Raw genomic sequence first — 15,454 nt, forward strand, 5'->3', positions numbered from 1 at the left:
AGCTGGCCGAGTGGTTCTCGTTGGCCACGCCCTGGCTGCCCGCCGCCTTTGCGCTGGTCGCGATCGCCGTGGCCGGGCTGGGCACCTACCGCAAGGGCTGGATCGCGCTGCGCAACCGCAATCTGAACATCAATGCGCTGATGAGCATCGCGGTGACCGGCGCGCTGCTGATCGGCCATTGGCCCGAGGCGGCGATGGTGATGGTGCTGTTCGCGCTGGCCGAGCGGATCGAGGCGGCCTCGCTGGACCGCGCCCGCAACGCCATCCGCGGCCTGATGGCAATGGCGCCTGAACAGGCCACCGTGCTGCAGGCCGACGGCGTCTGGCTGGCCGTGCCCGCAGGCAGCGTGTCGCCGGGTGCGGTCGCGCGGCTGCGCCCGGGCGAGCGGGTCGCCCTCGACGGCCGGGTGCTGCGCGGGCAGTCGGCGCTGGACCAGGCCCCGATCACCGGCGAAAGCGTGCCGGTCGACAAGCAGGCCGGCGATCTGCTGTTCGCCGGCTCGATCAACCAGACCGGCGAGCTCGAATACGAAGTCACCGCGCCGGCCTCGGATTCGACGCTGGCGCGCATCATCCATGCGGTAGAGGCCGCGCAGGCGAGCCGCGCGCCGACGCAGCGTTTCGTCGACCGCTTCGCGCGCATCTACACGCCGACGATCTTTATCATCGCGCTGCTGGTCGCCGTGCTGCCGCCGCTGCTGGCCGGCGGCGCCTGGCTCGACTGGATCTACAAGGCGCTGGTGCTGCTGGTGATCGCCTGCCCCTGCGCGCTGGTGATTTCCACGCCGGTCACGATCGTCAGCGCGCTGGCCGCGGCCGCGCGCCACGGCATCCTGATCAAGGGTGGCGTCTATCTGGAGCAGGGCAAATCGCTGCGCTGGCTGGCGCTGGACAAGACCGGCACCCTCACGCACGGCCGCCCGCAGCAGATCGACTACGCGCTGCTGCCCGGCGCACCGACGGGCGCCCGCGCGATCGCGGCCAGCCTCGCCGCGCGTTCGGACCATCCGGTCTCGGGTGCGGTCGCCGCGGCGGCGCGGTGCGATGGCGTCGAGATGCTGGCGGTGCAGGACTTCGAGGCGCTGCCGGGGCTCGGTGTCACCGGCACGGTCGATGGCCAGCGGTACTGGCTCGGCAACCACCGGCTGATCCACGAGATGGGGCTGTGCTCGGACGAACTGGAGGCGCGGCTGGAGGCGATCGAACGCCAGGGCCGCACCGTGGTGCTGCTGGCCGGCGGCGAGGCGAACGCGGGCGGGGCCAACGACGGCGCGGTCAACGCTGGCGCGACCAATGCAGGCGCGACCAATGCAGGCGCGGCCAACGCGGGCGCGGCCAACGAACGCGTGGGCAATGCCGGCGTGCAGGCGCTGTTTTCCGTCGCCGACACCGTCAAGCAGACGAGCCGCGACGCCATCGCCGAGCTGCACGCGCTCGGCGTCGGCACCATGATGCTGTCCGGCGACAACCCGCATACGGCGCAGGCCATCGCGGCCGAGGTCGGCATCGACGAGGCGCGCGGCAATCAGCTGCCGCAGGACAAGGCCGAAGCCGTCGCGGCGCTGACCGCGCAGACGGCAGCACAGCGGGGCCCCCGGCATGGCCGCGTCGGCATGGTCGGCGACGGCATCAACGATGCGCCCGCGCTGGCGCGCGCCGACATCGGCTTCGCGATGGGCGTGGCCGGCACCGACACCGCGATCGAGACCGCCGACGTCGCGCTGATGGACGACGACCTGCGCAAGATCCCGGCCTTTATCCGGCTGTCGCGCCGTACCGGCACGGTGCTGACGCAGAACATCGCGTTGGCGCTCGGTATCAAAGCGGTATTCCTGGCGCTGACCGTGGCAGGGCTGGGCACGATGTGGATGGCCGTGTTCGCCGATATGGGAGCGAGCCTGCTGGTGGTATTCAACGGGCTGCGGCTGGCGGGACGCCTGCGCTGAGCGTCGGCACCGGGCCGGCGCTTCCGGCCGCGGGAAAACCGCCGTCTCGGCGTGGGGCCCAGGAAAACCGCCGCCTCGCGTGGGCCCCGGGGAAAGCCGCGCTTCCAGCGCGGCCCCAGGAAAGCAGGCTTCCGGCGCGGGCGGCGAGGCCTCCGCGCTTCAGCGCTGCACGATCAGCTCGCCGCTGCGCCCGGGCACCGTGCCCCAGGCCAGCGGCAAATGCGGCAGCCGCGTGCGATCGAGCTGTTCATACAGCCCCGCCAGCGGCGCCAGCCGATGCCCCTGCCGGCGCCATCCCTGCAGCAGGCGCTCGAACACCGGCGCCAGCTTGCCGCCCTCCAGCTCCGCATGCAGCGTGAAGACATGGTCGCGGCCGTCCACGGTGCGGGAGAGCAGCGCCTCGTGGACGTTGTTCTCGTCGATGCCATCCGCCCCAATCAGTTCGTCCAGCGTCGGCAGCGTGGTCGGCAGTTGCACGTGGCGGCAGGGCGTGCCGTCGAGCAAGGGTACATAGGGCTCGGCGCCACGGCCATCGGAGGCATAGCGCAGGCCCCAATCGTCGAGCTGCCGGAACGCTTCCGCATTCATCTGCCAGCCGGCCGCGCCATGCGTCGATGGCGGCGTGCCGAACACCGCCTCGAAGCGCTGCCAAGCACGCCGCATCTGCGCGCGCGTCCAGGCGGCATCGCGCGTGCGCACATGGTCCTGCCAGTAGACGTGGTCCCAGGTGTGGATGCCGCATTCATGGCCGGCATCGCGCGCCGCGCGCATCGCGTCGGCGGCGCGCAGGCCGATATCCGGGCCCGGCAGCAGCACGCCATACATCAGCGTGCGCAGGCCGTAGTGCGAGACCACCGAAGTGCGCGACACCTTTTGCAGAAAGCCCGGCCGGAACACGCGCCGCAGCGCCCAGCCGGTATGGTCCGGACCGAGGCTGAACAGGAAGGTGGCGCGGGCGTCGAGGGCTCGCAGCAGGGCGATCAGCTTCGGCACGCCTTCGCGCGTGCCGCGCAGCGTGTCGACGTCGACCTTCAGGGCGATCATTGCCATGGGTTGTCGTCGAGCTTGTGATGGAGCTTGTTGTAGCGCTCGCTGTAGCGCTTGTTGAAGAGCTTGCAGTCGGGCACACGCGGCCTAGTTGCCCGAATCCACCAACGTGCGGGCCTCGATCACCTTCTCGCGATAGGCCTCGAAGATCCGCCGCAGCGATTCGGCCATCGTCACCGTCGGCTGCCAGCCGAGCTCCTGCATCGTGTTGTCGATCTTCGGCACGCGGTGCTGCACGTCCTGGTAGCCCTTGCCGTAGAACTCGCCGGACGAGGTCTCCAGGATGCGGCTATGGCGCGCGCTTTCCGCGTACTCGGGGTAGTCGGCGGCCATCCGCAGCATCATCTCGGCGAGTTCGCGCACCGAGTGGACGTTGCCCGGGTTGCCGATATTGAAGATCTTGCCGCTGGCGATGCCGCCGGGATTCTCGATGATCCGCATCAGCGCGCTGATGCCGTCCGAGATATCGGCGAAGGCGCGTTGCTGCGCGCCCCCGTCGACCAGCCGGATCGGTTCGCCGCGCACGATATGGCCGAGGAACTGCGTGACCACGCGCGAGCTGCCTTCCTTCGATTCGAAGATCGAGTCCAGCCCCGGCCCGATCCAGTTGAACGGCCGGAACAGCGTGTAGTTCAGGCCCTGCTCGATGCCGTAGGCGTGGATCACGCGGTCCATCAGTTGCTTGGAGCAGGCGTAGATCCAGCGCGGCTTGTTGATCGGCCCGTAGACCAGCGGCGACGATTCGGGATCGAAGGCCTCGTCGCCGCACATGCCGTAGACCTCCGAGGTCGACGGAAACACCAGGTGCTTGCGGTACTTGACCGCCGCGCGGACGATCGGCAGGTTGGCCTCGAAGTCCAGTTCGAACACCCGCAGTGGCTGCCGCACGTAGGTCGCCGGCGTGGCGATCGCGACCAGCGGCAGCACGACATCGCACTTGCGGATGTTGTACTCGATCCATTCCTTGTTGATGGTGATGTCGCCCTCGAAGAAATGCATGCGCGGATGGTTGACCAGCTCGCCGAGGCGGGCCGTCGACATGTCCATGCCATAGACTTCCCACGACGTGGTTTCGAGGATGCGTCGCGTCAGGTGGTGGCCGATGAAACCGTTGACGCCGAGGATCAGGACTTTCTTCATGGACTTCCAGACTTCAGGCTTGAGGAGAAGACTGCAGCAGCGCGGCGAGGGCGGCGGGCGACAGCGGCGCGTTGCCTTCTGAGAGCGCGAGGATCAGCACCAGGCCGCCGTCGCCGCACAGGCCGACGATGCGGCCGTCGAGCACGTGCAGGCCGGGCGTGAGGCCGGCCAGCACCTGCGTCGGCGGCATCTCGGCCGGCAACGGACGGCGCGCGCGTTCGACCACCAGGCGGCGGCCCTTCAGTTCGGTGAAGGCGCCGGGATAGGGCGGCGCGACCGCGCGGATCAGGTTGTAGACCGCGGCGGCCGGCTGCCGCCAGTCGATGCGGCCGTCCTCGGGACGGCGGCCGGAGAAATAGCTGCCTTCGGCGAGTACGTTAGGACGGCGCGGCGTGTTGCCGGCCAGCATCGCCGGCAAGACCCGCCACAACGTCTGCTCGGCCGCCACGGTGACCTTGTCGAACACCTGCTGCGCGGTATCGTCGGGCAGGATCGGCACCGCGGTCTGCGCGACGATATCGCCGGCATCGGGCCTGGCTTCCATCGCGTGCAGCGTCGCACCGGTTTCGGTCTCGCCGTGCAGCACGGCCCAGTTGACCGGCACGCGGCCGCGGTACTTCGGCAGCAGCGAGCCATGCATGTTGAAGGCGCCGCGCGGGGCCAGCGCCAGCACGGCCGGCGGAATCATCGCGCGGTAGTAGAACGAGAACAGCATGTCGGGCCGCGCGGCCTTGACCGCGGCGGCCAGCGCCGGGTCGTTCGGATCGTCGCCATGGACGACCGGCAAGCCCAGTTCCTCGGCGGTGTCGGCCACGCGGCGGAACCAGATCGTTTCATCGGGGCGATCGCGATGCGTGACCACCAGCGCCACCTCGACGCCGCGCGCGTGCAGCACGCGCAGGCAGCGGTCGCCGACGTTGTGGTAGGCGAAGACTACGGCGCGCATGGGGGCTTCCGGTCGTGACGGGAATCGCGGGGGTCGTGGGGATCGCTGGGACCGGACCGGCCGCCGTCGCCGGATTCATCGAATTCGCTGAATTCGCTGAACTCCTCCAGCCCTGACCGTCGTCCGCCGTCGCCGCGTCGCGCATCGCCCTGCGACGCGTCCAGGATCGCCTTGATCCGATAGCGCGGCCGGTCGCGTACCTGCTGATAGATCCGGCCCACGTATTCGCCCAGCAGGCCGATGCCGAACAGCATGATGCCGACCAGGAAGAAGTTGAACGCGAACAGCGTGAACAGGCCCTGTACCTCGGAGCCCAGCAAGAAACGCCGTACCAGCAGCACCACGAACAGGCCGCCTGACAGCAGCGACAGGATCGTGCCGATCATCGAGAACCATTGCAGCGGCACGATCGAGAAGCCGGTGACCAGGTCGAAGTTCAGGCGCACCAGCTGATACAGCGAGTACTTCGATTCGCCCGCATGCCGCTCTTCGTGCCCGACCACGATCTCGACCGGATTCGACGAGAAGGTGTAGGCCAGCGCCGGGATGAAGGTATTGACCTCGCGGCAGGCGTTGATGGTATCGACCACGCTGCGGTCGTAGGCGCGCAGCATGCAGCCCTGGTCGGTCATCCGGATATGCGTGATCCGTTCGCGCAGCCGGTTCATCGCGAACGAGGCGACGCGGCGAAACGCGCTGTCATGGCGCTGGCGGCGAATCGTGCCGACATAGTCGTGGCCGGCGCGGATCGCCTCGACCAGCCGCGGGATTTCCTCGGGCGGGTTCTGCAGGTCCGCGTCGAGCGTGATCACCATGCGGCCGCGCGCATGCTCGAAGCCGGCCAGGATCGCCATGTGCTGGCCGAAATTGCCGTTGAACATCACCACGCGCGTGACCTCGGGCCGCTGGCGGAACTGCCGCGCCAGGATCTGCGCCGAGCGGTCGGTGCTGCCGTCGTTGACGAAGACGATCTCGTAGCTGGTGGCCAGGCCATCGAGCGCGGGATAGAGCCGGTCGAACAGCGCCTGCAGGCCGGCCTCCTCGTTGTAGACGGGGATCACCACCGAGACCTCGATCGGCCTGGCGCGCGACGGCGACGACTGGCCCGGCAGCGGCGCGGTCTCGTCGTCGCGCGCGGTCGCGTCGTCACGAATGCGCGTGGGCTGGCCCGGCAGCGGATGCGGCATCGCGCAGGACAGCAGTTCGGAAGTTACGGAAGCAGACGTTTGCATGTTTCGTTCAGCGTGGCGCAGACGCGCTCGACATCGGCCTCTTGCATGGCCGGGAAGAGCGGCAGCGTGAGAATGCCCCGCCCGATGCGCTCGGCGTGCGGCAGCATGCCTTCGCGCCAGCCCAGTGAGCGGTAGTACGTAAACAGATGCAGCGCGGGGTAGTGCACGCCGGTGCCGATGCCGGCCTCGCGCAGGGCCTGCATCACCGCGGCCCGTCCGCCTTGCAGGCGCTCGGCGGGCAGTACCACTTGAAACATATGCCAGTTCGGCAGCGCTGTCGCGGGGTCGCCGGCGACCGGCAGCTCGATGCCCAGTTCGGCGAGGCCATGCCGCGCGGCGGCGTCCATGTAGGCGCCGGCCAGCGCCGCGCGGCGCGCGGTGATCGCGTCGAGCCGCGGCAGCTGTGCCAGCCCGATCGCGGCGTTGACATCGGTCAGGTTGAACTTGCCGCCCGGCACCTCGACGTCCATGCCGTCCAGGCCGCTGCGGATCACGCCCTGCAGGCGCAGGCGCTCGGCGCGCTGCGCCTCGTCCTCGTCGTTCATCACCAGGCAGCCGCCTTCGACCGTGGTGATGTTCTTGTTGGCCTGGAAGCTGAAGCTGACCAGGTCGCCGAAGCTGCCGATGCGGCGGCCGCGCCAGCGGGAGTCGATCGCCTGCGCGGCGTCCTCGATCACGCGCAGGCTGTGTTTCCTGGCGATGGCGTAGAGGCGATCCATGTCAACCGGCAAGCCGGCCAGATAGACCGGCAGGATCGCGCGGGTGCGCGGCGTGATCGCGGCCTCGACCGCGTCGAGGTCGAGATTGCGCGTGCGCGGATCGATGTCGACGAACACCGGTCGCGCGCCGACCGCGACGATCACGTTGGCGGTGGCCACCCAGGTGATCGCGGTCGTGATCACCTCGTCGCCGGGACCGATGCCGGCGATCCGCAGGGCGATCTCCATCGTCGCCGAGCCGTTGGCGAAGGTGCGCACCGGCCGTCCGTCGAACAGCGCCGACAGCGCGGCCTCGAAGGCCTGCATCTTCGGGCCCGAGGTGATCCAGCCCGAGGCCAGCACCTCGCCGACCGCGGCGATCGCGTCGGCGTCGATGTCGGGCCTGACGAAGGGCAGGAAGGGCGCAGCGGATGGGGCGGCGGCTTGGGTGGATTGGGCGGAAGCGGGCATCGGGCGAAGTCGTCAGGACGTCAGCGGCAACGGAAGGTCGGCAGCGTGGTCGGGCAGGCGTGGTCGAGAAAGCGGGGTCGAGAACAAGCGGTCGGAAACACCGGTCACGAACGTGCGATCAGGAACACGCCGGCCAGGATCAGCAGGATGCCGGCCATCCGCAATGGTCCGATCATCTCACCGAACAGCCACCATGCGGCCACCGCGTTGACCACATAGCCGAGCGACAGCATCGGGTAGGCCATCGATACATCGACGCGTGACAGACCGACGATCCACACCGCGACGCTGGCGACGTAGAGGCTCAGCCCAGCCAGCACCGGCCATTGGGCCAGCACGCGCAGCGCGGTATCGAACAGCGTGGCGCGGTCCAGCGCGATCGCGCCCACCGCGTTGACGCCGGCCTTGAGCAGCAGTTGCGCGCAGGCGTTGAGCAACACGCCGGTCAGGATGAAAGCGAAGGTGGTGATCGTCATCGATTGGAAGCGGAAGCGGGCGCTGCGGACGCGGCCGGGGCAGCAGGCGCGGGCGGCGCAGCGAAATTGGTGACCACGACGCGGCGCACGTCTTCGGCGACCCGATACATGGGCAACGCCTGAGCCTGCAATCTGGTGTACATCTCCGGCGACATGATGGCGACCGCGGGCCGGCCGTTGCGCCACGTCTGTTCGAACGCCTCCAGCGTCGGAATCCACTTGTCCGGTTCCTGCTGCAGGCCGAACTGCAGTTCGTCGGGATGCCAGACCAGCGTCAGCGGATGGCGCAGGTAGAACGGCAGCGTGTGGTCGAGCATGCCGACGCCGTAGAACGGCATGTCGTCCTTCAGCACCTGCTGAATGGCGGGTACCAGGTCGATGCCGGAGGTGCGCCGGCCCATCACCTCATGGCCGAGCAGCGCGACCGTGAAGCTGGTGTACATCGCCAGGCCGTAGACCACGATGCTGGCCAGCCGGCCGTTGCGCCGCGCCAGCCAGTGGGCGAGCAGCACGCCGGCGAACATGACGACGAAGGCGGCGCCGATCCACAGCGCGAAGATCCGGTAATAGGCGTTGGGCGTGTTGTCGGAATCGAGCGTCGCGACCACCGGCGTGGCGGCCAGCCCGAGCACCGAAACGCCCAGCATCAGCAGCACCAGGCGGCGCCAGCCGGTGTCGCCGATGCGGTCCAGCGCGACGCCGGCCAGCATGCCCAGCGCCGGGAAGATCGGCACGATATAGCCGGGCAGCTTGGAGTTCGACAGGCTGAAGAAGACGAAGATGGCGCCGGCCCAGACCAGCATCAGCAGGGCTGGGCGCAGCGGGACGGCATTTGCCGGCTCCCCCGCCTGCGCCGCCTCGGTCCGCTCGCGGCGCACCGCGCGCCAGATGCCCGGCGCCAGCGCCAGCCACGGCAGGAAGCCGGCCAGCAGCAAGGGCACGAAGTACCACACCGGTCCCTGGCGATGATGGACGCTGGTCGTATAGCGCTGCCAATGCTCATGGATGAAGAAGAAGCGCAGGAATTCCGGATTGCGCTCGGCGATCAGCCAGAACCACGGCACCGTGATCGCCAGCAGCAGCGCGGCGCCCCACAGCAGATGCAGGCGGCGCCACAGGCCGAAGTCGCGCGTGATGGCGGTGTAGACCACCAGCACCAGCCCGGGCAACGCGATGCCGATCAGCCCCTTGGTCAGGATGGCGACGCCCATCGCGGCCCAGCAGCCCAGCATCCAGCCGCGGCGTGCGGCCGGGGTGGTGTCCGGATGCTGCGCCAGCAGCATGCAGGCCAGCACGCAGGCGAGCGCGCCGGCCAGCGTCATGTCCAGCGAATTGAAGTGCGCGGCGACGCTCCACATCGGCGCGGCGGCCAGCGCCAGGCCGGTCAGCCAGCCGGCGCGCGCGCCGAACCAGCGGCCGGCCGCCCACATCGACGCCAGCAGGCCGATAAAGCCGGACAGCGCCACGCACAGCCGCGCCTGCCACTCGCCCAGGCCGAAGGCGGTATAGGTCAGCGCCGTCACCCACAGGTGAAAGGGCGGCTTCTCGAAATACTTGACGCCGTTGTAGCGGATCGTGACCCAGTCGCCGCTGGCGAACATCTCGCGGGCGATCTCGGCATAGCGGCCTTCGTCGGAGCGCAACAGATGGCGGGCGTCCAGCGTCCCGAACCAGAGCAGGACGATATACAGGACGACCAGGGCAATCACCGCCGCGGACAAGCCGGCGGCGCGCGTGGTCGGGGAACGGCGCATGAAACTCCTGAAACGGTGCTGCGCGGCCTCGGCCGCTTGCTGACAACCCGCTACGGAGCGCTGCCGCTCCGTGTGGTGCATACGACGCCTATGTCAACGGCGAAGTTCGCATTTTGTGCGAAAGCTATGACGGCTGATACCGAAAAATGTCCTACACGGGACCGCACCGGAGGGCCTTTTCCGGCTCGGGACATATGTCCTGTGGCGTCCATTTCACTTTTCGTGCCTCGTCGCCCCGGTCGGCAGCGGCGACGCACCGCCGCCCGCGCGGGCACGGGCGGCGCGCGATGGGCGCACGGACGCAAAAAAACCCGCCGGCAGCGGGTTCTTGAATTCGCCATCGGGACGGGCCGCCCCCGGGCTGGCCCGTCGGGCCGATGTCAGTTCGCCGGCTTGGCGGGCTTGGCCTTCTTCGCCTTGTGGCCGTTCTTCTTGCCTTCGTCCTGGCCCGGCGCGAGATCGGCGCGCGTGCTCTGGTTGGTGCCCTGGGTGTAGGGATCGAACTTGTCGCCGGCTTTCGCCCCCTGGCTGTAGGGGTCGAACTTCTCGCCCGCCTTGGCGCCTTGCGAGTACGGGTCGAACTGCTTCTTGCCGCCGGTGTTCTGGGCGTGCACCGCCAGCGAGGCGGTGCCGATGCACAGCGCGATGGCCGTCGCGACGAACTTGCTCATGGTGTCTCCTCGAAAGTTGCCGTCCATCGGATGGGCGGCTGACGATGGGCAGGCGCCGACGCGCCGCCCGCGCCAGTGTCTCCAACCTGACTTGCGGCTGTCAAGCGAGTCACACCGGGCGTCGCGGGTGCGTCGGCCTCATGGAAAGCAAGGATTGCGGAGGCCGTTGGCCCCCGCATGCGCCTATTCCGTGACCGCGTCGGACGGATGCTTCCACGCCTCGCGGACCTCGGCCGACGGGGCCAGCGCCAGGTTGATGCCACGTCCGCCGATCGGCTTCTGGAACCAGCGCTGCTGCAGCGCCTCGATCTGCGCGCCGCGATAGACGCCGGCCAGGGTCTCGTCGACCAGCCGCTTCCACGCCGGGTCCGACTTCGACAGCATCAGCGCGTTCTGCTCGACCGACAGCGCGGGACCGACGATCACGAATTGCGATGGATCCTTGGCGCGGGCGCGCAGGCCGGCCAGCAGCACGTCGTCCATCACGAAGGCCTGGGCGCGGCCGGACTCGAGCAGCAGGAACGATTCGCCGTGGTCCTTGGCGTAGACGTCGCGATAGCCGTACTGGCCCTTGAGCCGGCGCACGTGGCGGTCGCCGGTCGAGCCGGCGCTCGTCACCACGGTCTTGCCGCGCAGGTCCTCGAGCGAGTCGATGCCCGCATCGGCACGCACCAGCATCCGCACCGTCGACACATAGTGCGAGACGCTGAAGGCGACCTGCTTCTGGCGCTCGAGCGTGTTGGTGTTCGGCGCGCAGTCGAGGTCGACCAGGCCGTTGACGATGGCGGGGATGCGGTTCTGCGGCGTCAGCGGCATCCAGCGCACCTTCAGGTCCTTCAGGCCGAGCGCCTGGCGGGCGCCCTCGGCCGCGCGCAGGCACAGGTCGACCGCGTAGCCGGCCGGCTGGCCCTTGTCGTCGGCGAACGAGAACGGCAGCGCGGACTCGCGGTAGCCGAGCACGATGGTGCCGCTGGAGCGGATCTTGTCGATGACCGAACCGTGCAACGCCTCGGCGCCGGCGGCGTGGGCGATGCCGGTGCCGAGCAGGGCTGCCGCGAGGAGGACCGGGCGGAACGAACGAAGAGGGCGACGGAAAGAACGAAGGGAGGACAGCATGGCGATGCGATAGAAAACAGCAAAGACCAAAGGGTAGCGATAGGGAGGAGTCAGGGGAAGGACAACTTCGTCATAAGTAAATACCCTAGGTCGATGTGATGACGCGGGCACAATGACCGGACCAGCATGGCGGCGCCGGCACCTGCACCCGGGTACAATCCCGGGCCACGCGCCCGGTGTCGCGTCGCGCACGGGCGCGTCGAGGCTGGGCCGCGATTTCCGTTCGGTTCCCGTTCGCTTCCCGTCTGTCACCCATGTCTTCGCAACCCGCGCGCCTGGCCGGCATCGATGCGCTCAAGGCCATCGGCTCGCAACTGATCGTGCTGCACCATCTGGCCTTCTACGGGCCGATGTCCGATGCGGCCCATTCCCTCGCCCCCGCCCTGATCGACTGGCTCGCCGACTACGCGCGCATCGCCGTCCAGCTCTTCCTGGTGATCGGCGGCTTCCTGGCGGCGCGCAGCCTGGCGCCGGACGGACTGCTGCGCGCGTCCCGCCCGCTGACGGCGCTGCTGCGGCGCTATCGCAAGCTCGTCGTGCCCTTCGCCGCGGCCATTGTCCTCGCCATCGCCGCGGCGGCGCTCGCGCGGCAGGGCATGGACCATCCCTCGATTCCGGCGCCGCCGCAATGGGGCCAGCTGCTGGCGCATCTGCTGCTGTTGCACGACGTGCTCGATATCGACGCGCTGTCCGCGGGCGTCTGGTATGTCGCGATCGATTTCCAGCTGTTCGGGCTGCTGTTGCTGGCGCTTTGGCTGGCGCGCCGGATGCCCGCCGGCTGGCGTGTCCGCGTGGGCGTGGCGCTGGTGGCGGCGCTCGGCCTGGCCTCGCTGTTCTGGTTCAACCGGGACGCCGGCTGGGACATGTGGGCGATCTATTTCTTCGGCGCCTACGGCCTGGGCGTGCTCGGCTACTGGGCCTCCAATCGCGGGCGCTCCCCCTGGTGGATCGCGGCGCTCGCGGCGGTGGGCGTGGCCGCGCTGTTGGTCGATATGCGCTCGCGCATCGCACTGGCGGTCGTCGTCGCGTTGTGGCTGGCGATGGCACGGCGCGGCGGCTGGCTGTCGTCGTGGCCGCGCGGCCGTGTCTTCGCCATGTTCGGCGCGATCTCGTACTCGGTGTTCCTGGTGCACTTCCCGATCTGCCTGCTGGTCAACAGCCTGATGTCGCAGCTCGCGCCCGGCATGCCGTGGCTCAACGCGGCCGGCATGGCGATGGCGTGGCTGGCCAGCAACGCCGCCGGTGCGCTTTTTTACCGATATGTCGAATCGCGCGACCCCCTCGCGTCGCTGGGCAAGTTGTTGTTGCGCAACCGTACGGGGCTCGCCGGCTAGCAGGCGTTGCCCGCCTGCAACATCGGCGGCGCTGCACGATACGTGGGCGCCGCATGAACCGTTGTTGTGCCGCAATTGGTGAGGGAGCGTACTCAAAAGGGGAAAACGCCCATACGCGCTTGGCATGGCGATTGCCTACCATCAAGGTAAACCTGACCGTTTGGTCAGGATTCACGCCTCGAGGCTGCCATGTCCGATCACATCGTCCTGACCTCGCACGCACGCCGCGACAAGCCGGCCGAGCCGATCCACTGGGGGGCGCCGACCGCGGCCGAGCGCGGACCCGTGATCGCGACGCTGACCAATCCGGCGCATCGCAACGTGATCGGGACGCATGCCGGCGCCTATGCGGTCTATCGCGCGCTGGCGGTCGCTTCGGGCACGTTGCAGCGCGACCACCGCCCCGACCTGACCGACACCGCGCCGGCCGAGCCCATCGGCCCGCATCCGCAATGGGGCGATCCCGACAAGATCGTGTCGCTGGACCCGTGGGGACATCTGGTCTCGACCGTCTTCGCCGACCGCATCGCTGCGGGCGTCGATATCCGGCCGACCATCGCCGTCACGCGCGCCCATATCAACATGCCGGAACTGGTGGCGGCGATCGCCGCCGGCCGGCTGATCCCCGACGGCAGGATCCTGTTTGCCAACGGCGACGTGCGGGTGACCAAGGCCGCCGTCGATCCGGTCTGGTATCTGCCCGGCATGGCGCGCCGCTTCGGCATCAAGGAGAGCGCGCTGCGCCGCAGCCTGTTCGAGCAGACCAGCGGCATGTTCCCGGAGCTGGTGACCCGTCCCGACCTGAAGGTCTTCCTGCCGCCCATCGGCGGCATGACGCTGTATTTCTTCGGCGACGTCAGCCAGCTGGGCAAGCCGCAGACGCCTGTCGCCTGCCGCGTGCACGACGAATGCAACGGATCGGACGTATTCGGGTCGGACATCTGTACGTGCCGCCCGTATCTGGCGCACGGTATCGAGGTGTGCATCGAGATGGCCCAGCAGGGCGGGGTCGGACTGGTGGTCTACAACCGCAAGGAAGGCCGCGCGCTGGGCGAGGTCACCAAGTTCCTGGTCTACAACGCGCGCAAGCGGCAGGTCGGCGGCGACCGCGCCGAGACCTATTTCGCGCGGACCGAATGCGTGGCGGGCGTGCAGGACATGCGCTTCCAGGAGCTGATGCCCGATGTCTTCCACTGGCTGGGCATCCGTCGCATTGACCGCTGGGCCTCGATGAGCAATATGAAACACGGCGCGCTGGTCGCGCAGGGGATCGAAGTGGTCGAGCAGGTGCCGATTCCCGATGCGCTGATTCCGGCCGATGCGAGGGTGGAGATCGACGCCAAGGTGGCGGCGGGCTACTTCACCCGTTACACGCCTCCGGACGCCACCGAACTGACGGTGGCCAAGGGCAGGGGACTGGACGAATGACAGAACGAAACGATGCGGCATCGATGGGCGCGGCGGGGCAAGCCGGCGCGCAGGCCCGTGCTTCGCGCGAGGGCTGGCAAAGCTGGGTGGAACCCGATCATCCGGCGTCGGCGTTGTTGACGGCGCAGGCGGTGCGCGCGCGCTGCGCCGCCGTGACGGCCGCGGTGGCGGCCGGCGATTCGCAGTGGTTCAGCTGGCATCCCGAGCGGGTCCCGGCGATCGCCGACTATGTGGCCACCACCATCCGCTCGCGCTACCGCGATCTGCAGGTGCCCTACCACAGCCGCTGGCGCCATTTCGAGAGCGGCGGACCGGGCGAGCTGCGCGACCGCTGGGGCATCCTCTGCGAGCGCGCGGCGCTGACCGGCGACGATCATCGCGAAGAGCGCGCGCGCATCGGCATCGACCTGGTGATTCCCAGCGTGCTGCTCGACGCGGGCGCCGGGCCCGACTGGCGCTACCGCGACCCGGCCAGCGACCTGAGCCTGAGCCGCTCCGAAGGGCTGGGCGTGGCCAGCTTCGACCTGTTCGCGCGCGGCGGTTTCTCCGCGACGCCGGACGAGCCGCTGCGCTCGGATGCCGAGCGGCTGGCGCAGATCGACCCCTCGACGCTGGCCACTGCCTTCCAGGTCGCGCAGCACAATCCGCTGGTCGGCCTCGAGGGCCGGGCGGGTCTGGTGCGCCGGCTCGGCAAGGTCGCCCAGGCCACGCCGGCGGTGTTCGGCGAGCCGGCAAGACTCGGCAATCTGTTCGACTATCTGAAGGCGCATGCCAGCGAGGGGCGCATCGACGCGGCGTTCGTGCTGCGCACGCTGCTGGTCGCGCTGGGGCCGGTCTGGCCGGGGCGGCTGCAGCTCGAAGGCGTGTCGCTTGGCGATTGCTGGCGCCATCCGGCCAGCCCCGACGGCCTGGTGCCCTTCCACAAGCTGACGCAGTGGCTGACCTACTCGCTGCTCGAGCCGCTGGAGGACGGCGGCCTGACGGTGACCGGGCTCGATGCGCTGACGGGCCTGCCCGAATATCGCAACGGCGGCCTGCTGTACGACTTCGAGCTGATGGTGCCGCGCGATGCGAGCTTCGCCGAGGCGGTGCACCGGGTCGACGAGCCCGCCATCGTCGAATGGCGCGCACTGACGGTGACGGGCCTCGATCTGGTCGCCGAGGCAACGCGGCAGGCGCTGGGCCTGTCCGCCGA

The 15,454-nt window shown here is 69.1% G+C and carries 13 protein-coding genes; 4 read left to right on the forward strand and 9 right to left on the reverse strand.

Going from position 1 to position 15,454, the window contains the following annotated elements; all coding sequences use genetic code 11:
• Nucleotides 1-1,946: heavy metal translocating P-type ATPase (locus AC6EI8_RS16600; RefSeq protein ID WP_498382407.1), on the forward strand; the 1,946-nt coding region annotated here is incomplete at its 5' end.
• Nucleotides 1,947-2,105: 159 nt separating this feature from the next.
• Here the strand turns inward: AC6EI8_RS16600 and AC6EI8_RS16605 are convergent.
• The 9 genes from AC6EI8_RS16605 to AC6EI8_RS16645 form a co-directional block, all read right to left on the reverse strand.
• Nucleotides 2,106-2,996 carry a polysaccharide deacetylase family protein gene (locus AC6EI8_RS16605; protein WP_498382408.1) on the reverse strand — a complete coding sequence of 297 codons (891 nt, stop codon included), beginning with the start codon at nt 2,994-2,996 and terminating at the stop codon, nt 2,106-2,108.
• Between the two features lie 84 nt (nt 2,997-3,080).
• Nucleotides 3,081-4,133 carry a bifunctional UDP-4-keto-pentose/UDP-xylose synthase gene (locus AC6EI8_RS16610; protein WP_149316207.1) on the reverse strand — a complete coding sequence of 351 codons (1,053 nt, stop codon included), beginning with the start codon at nt 4,131-4,133 and terminating at the stop codon, nt 3,081-3,083.
• Between the two features lie 13 nt (nt 4,134-4,146).
• The gene (locus tag AC6EI8_RS16615) at nt 4,147-5,079 is read right to left on the reverse strand and encodes a formyltransferase (RefSeq protein WP_498382409.1); all 933 of its coding nucleotides are present in this window, start codon (nt 5,077-5,079) and stop codon (nt 4,147-4,149) included.
• Nucleotides 5,067-6,311: a glycosyltransferase gene (locus AC6EI8_RS16620; RefSeq protein ID WP_498382410.1), complete on the reverse strand. Its 1,245-nt coding sequence runs from the start codon at nt 6,309-6,311 to the stop codon at nt 5,067-5,069. Before AC6EI8_RS16620 ends, AC6EI8_RS16615 begins: the two co-directional genes overlap by 13 nt.
• Nucleotides 6,290-7,480: a DegT/DnrJ/EryC1/StrS family aminotransferase gene (locus AC6EI8_RS16625; protein WP_498382411.1), complete on the reverse strand. Its 1,191-nt coding sequence runs from the start codon at nt 7,478-7,480 to the stop codon at nt 6,290-6,292. The genes AC6EI8_RS16620 and AC6EI8_RS16625 overlap by 22 nt, the downstream gene beginning before the upstream one ends.
• A 104-nt stretch (nt 7,481-7,584) precedes the next feature.
• Complete coding sequence (locus AC6EI8_RS16630) at nt 7,585-7,956, reverse strand: DMT family transporter (protein WP_150083676.1); 372 nt, start codon at nt 7,954-7,956, stop codon at nt 7,585-7,587.
• A complete protein-coding gene (locus AC6EI8_RS16635) occupies nt 7,953-9,710 on the reverse strand; it encodes a glycosyltransferase family 39 protein (RefSeq protein WP_498382412.1) in 1,758 nt (585 codons plus the stop codon). Before AC6EI8_RS16635 ends, AC6EI8_RS16630 begins: the two co-directional genes overlap by 4 nt.
• Before the next feature lie 380 nt (nt 9,711-10,090).
• Nucleotides 10,091-10,381 (reverse strand): amino acid ABC transporter permease, encoded by a 291-nt coding sequence (locus AC6EI8_RS16640; protein WP_149316203.1) that lies wholly within the window; start codon nt 10,379-10,381, stop codon nt 10,091-10,093.
• Between the two features lie 183 nt (nt 10,382-10,564).
• Nucleotides 10,565-11,497 carry an amino acid ABC transporter substrate-binding protein gene (locus tag AC6EI8_RS16645; protein WP_498382413.1) on the reverse strand — a complete coding sequence of 311 codons (933 nt, stop codon included), beginning with the start codon at nt 11,495-11,497 and terminating at the stop codon, nt 10,565-10,567.
• Nucleotides 11,498-11,751: 254 nt separating this feature from the next.
• Between AC6EI8_RS16645 and AC6EI8_RS16650 the strand changes: the two genes are divergently transcribed.
• From AC6EI8_RS16650 to AC6EI8_RS16660, 3 genes are all read left to right on the forward strand, one after another.
• Complete coding sequence (locus AC6EI8_RS16650; protein WP_498382414.1) at nt 11,752-12,831, forward strand: acyltransferase family protein; 1,080 nt, start codon at nt 11,752-11,754, stop codon at nt 12,829-12,831.
• 189 nt (nt 12,832-13,020) lie between these two features.
• A complete protein-coding gene (locus AC6EI8_RS16655; RefSeq protein WP_149316200.1) occupies nt 13,021-14,259 on the forward strand; it encodes a GTP cyclohydrolase II in 1,239 nt (412 codons plus the stop codon).
• A gap of 23 nt (nt 14,260-14,282) precedes the next feature.
• A partial coding sequence (locus tag AC6EI8_RS16660) for a DUF1688 family protein (RefSeq protein ID WP_498382415.1) occupies nt 14,283-15,454 on the forward strand: 1,172 nt, incomplete at its 3' end.

Source organism: Cupriavidus sp. R6-3, from assembly GCF_059772245.1.

Bases quoted from the DNA above. Each gene is read 5' to 3' on its own strand.
- AC6EI8_RS16605 (WP_498382408.1), bottom strand. From the start codon at position 2,996: ATGGCAATGATCGCCCTGAAGGTCGACGTCGACACGCTGCGCGGCACG.
- AC6EI8_RS16610 (WP_149316207.1), bottom strand. From the start codon at position 4,133: ATGAAGAAAGTCCTGATCCTCGGCGTCAACGGTTTCATCGGCCACCAC.
- AC6EI8_RS16615 (WP_498382409.1), bottom strand. From the start codon at position 5,079: ATGCGCGCCGTAGTCTTCGCCTACCACAACGTCGGCGACCGCTGCCTG.
- AC6EI8_RS16620 (WP_498382410.1), bottom strand. From the start codon at position 6,311: ATGCAAACGTCTGCTTCCGTAACTTCCGAACTGCTGTCCTGCGCGATG.
- AC6EI8_RS16625 (WP_498382411.1), bottom strand. From the start codon at position 7,480: ATGCCCGCTTCCGCCCAATCCACCCAAGCCGCCGCCCCATCCGCTGCG.
- AC6EI8_RS16630 (WP_150083676.1), bottom strand. From the start codon at position 7,956: ATGACGATCACCACCTTCGCTTTCATCCTGACCGGCGTGTTGCTCAAC.
- AC6EI8_RS16635 (WP_498382412.1), bottom strand. From the start codon at position 9,710: ATGCGCCGTTCCCCGACCACGCGCGCCGCCGGCTTGTCCGCGGCGGTG.
- AC6EI8_RS16640 (WP_149316203.1), bottom strand. From the start codon at position 10,381: ATGAGCAAGTTCGTCGCGACGGCCATCGCGCTGTGCATCGGCACCGCC.
- AC6EI8_RS16645 (WP_498382413.1), bottom strand. From the start codon at position 11,497: ATGCTGTCCTCCCTTCGTTCTTTCCGTCGCCCTCTTCGTTCGTTCCGC.
- AC6EI8_RS16650 (WP_498382414.1), top strand. From the start codon at position 11,752: ATGTCTTCGCAACCCGCGCGCCTGGCCGGCATCGATGCGCTCAAGGCC.
- AC6EI8_RS16655 (WP_149316200.1), top strand. From the start codon at position 13,021: ATGTCCGATCACATCGTCCTGACCTCGCACGCACGCCGCGACAAGCCG.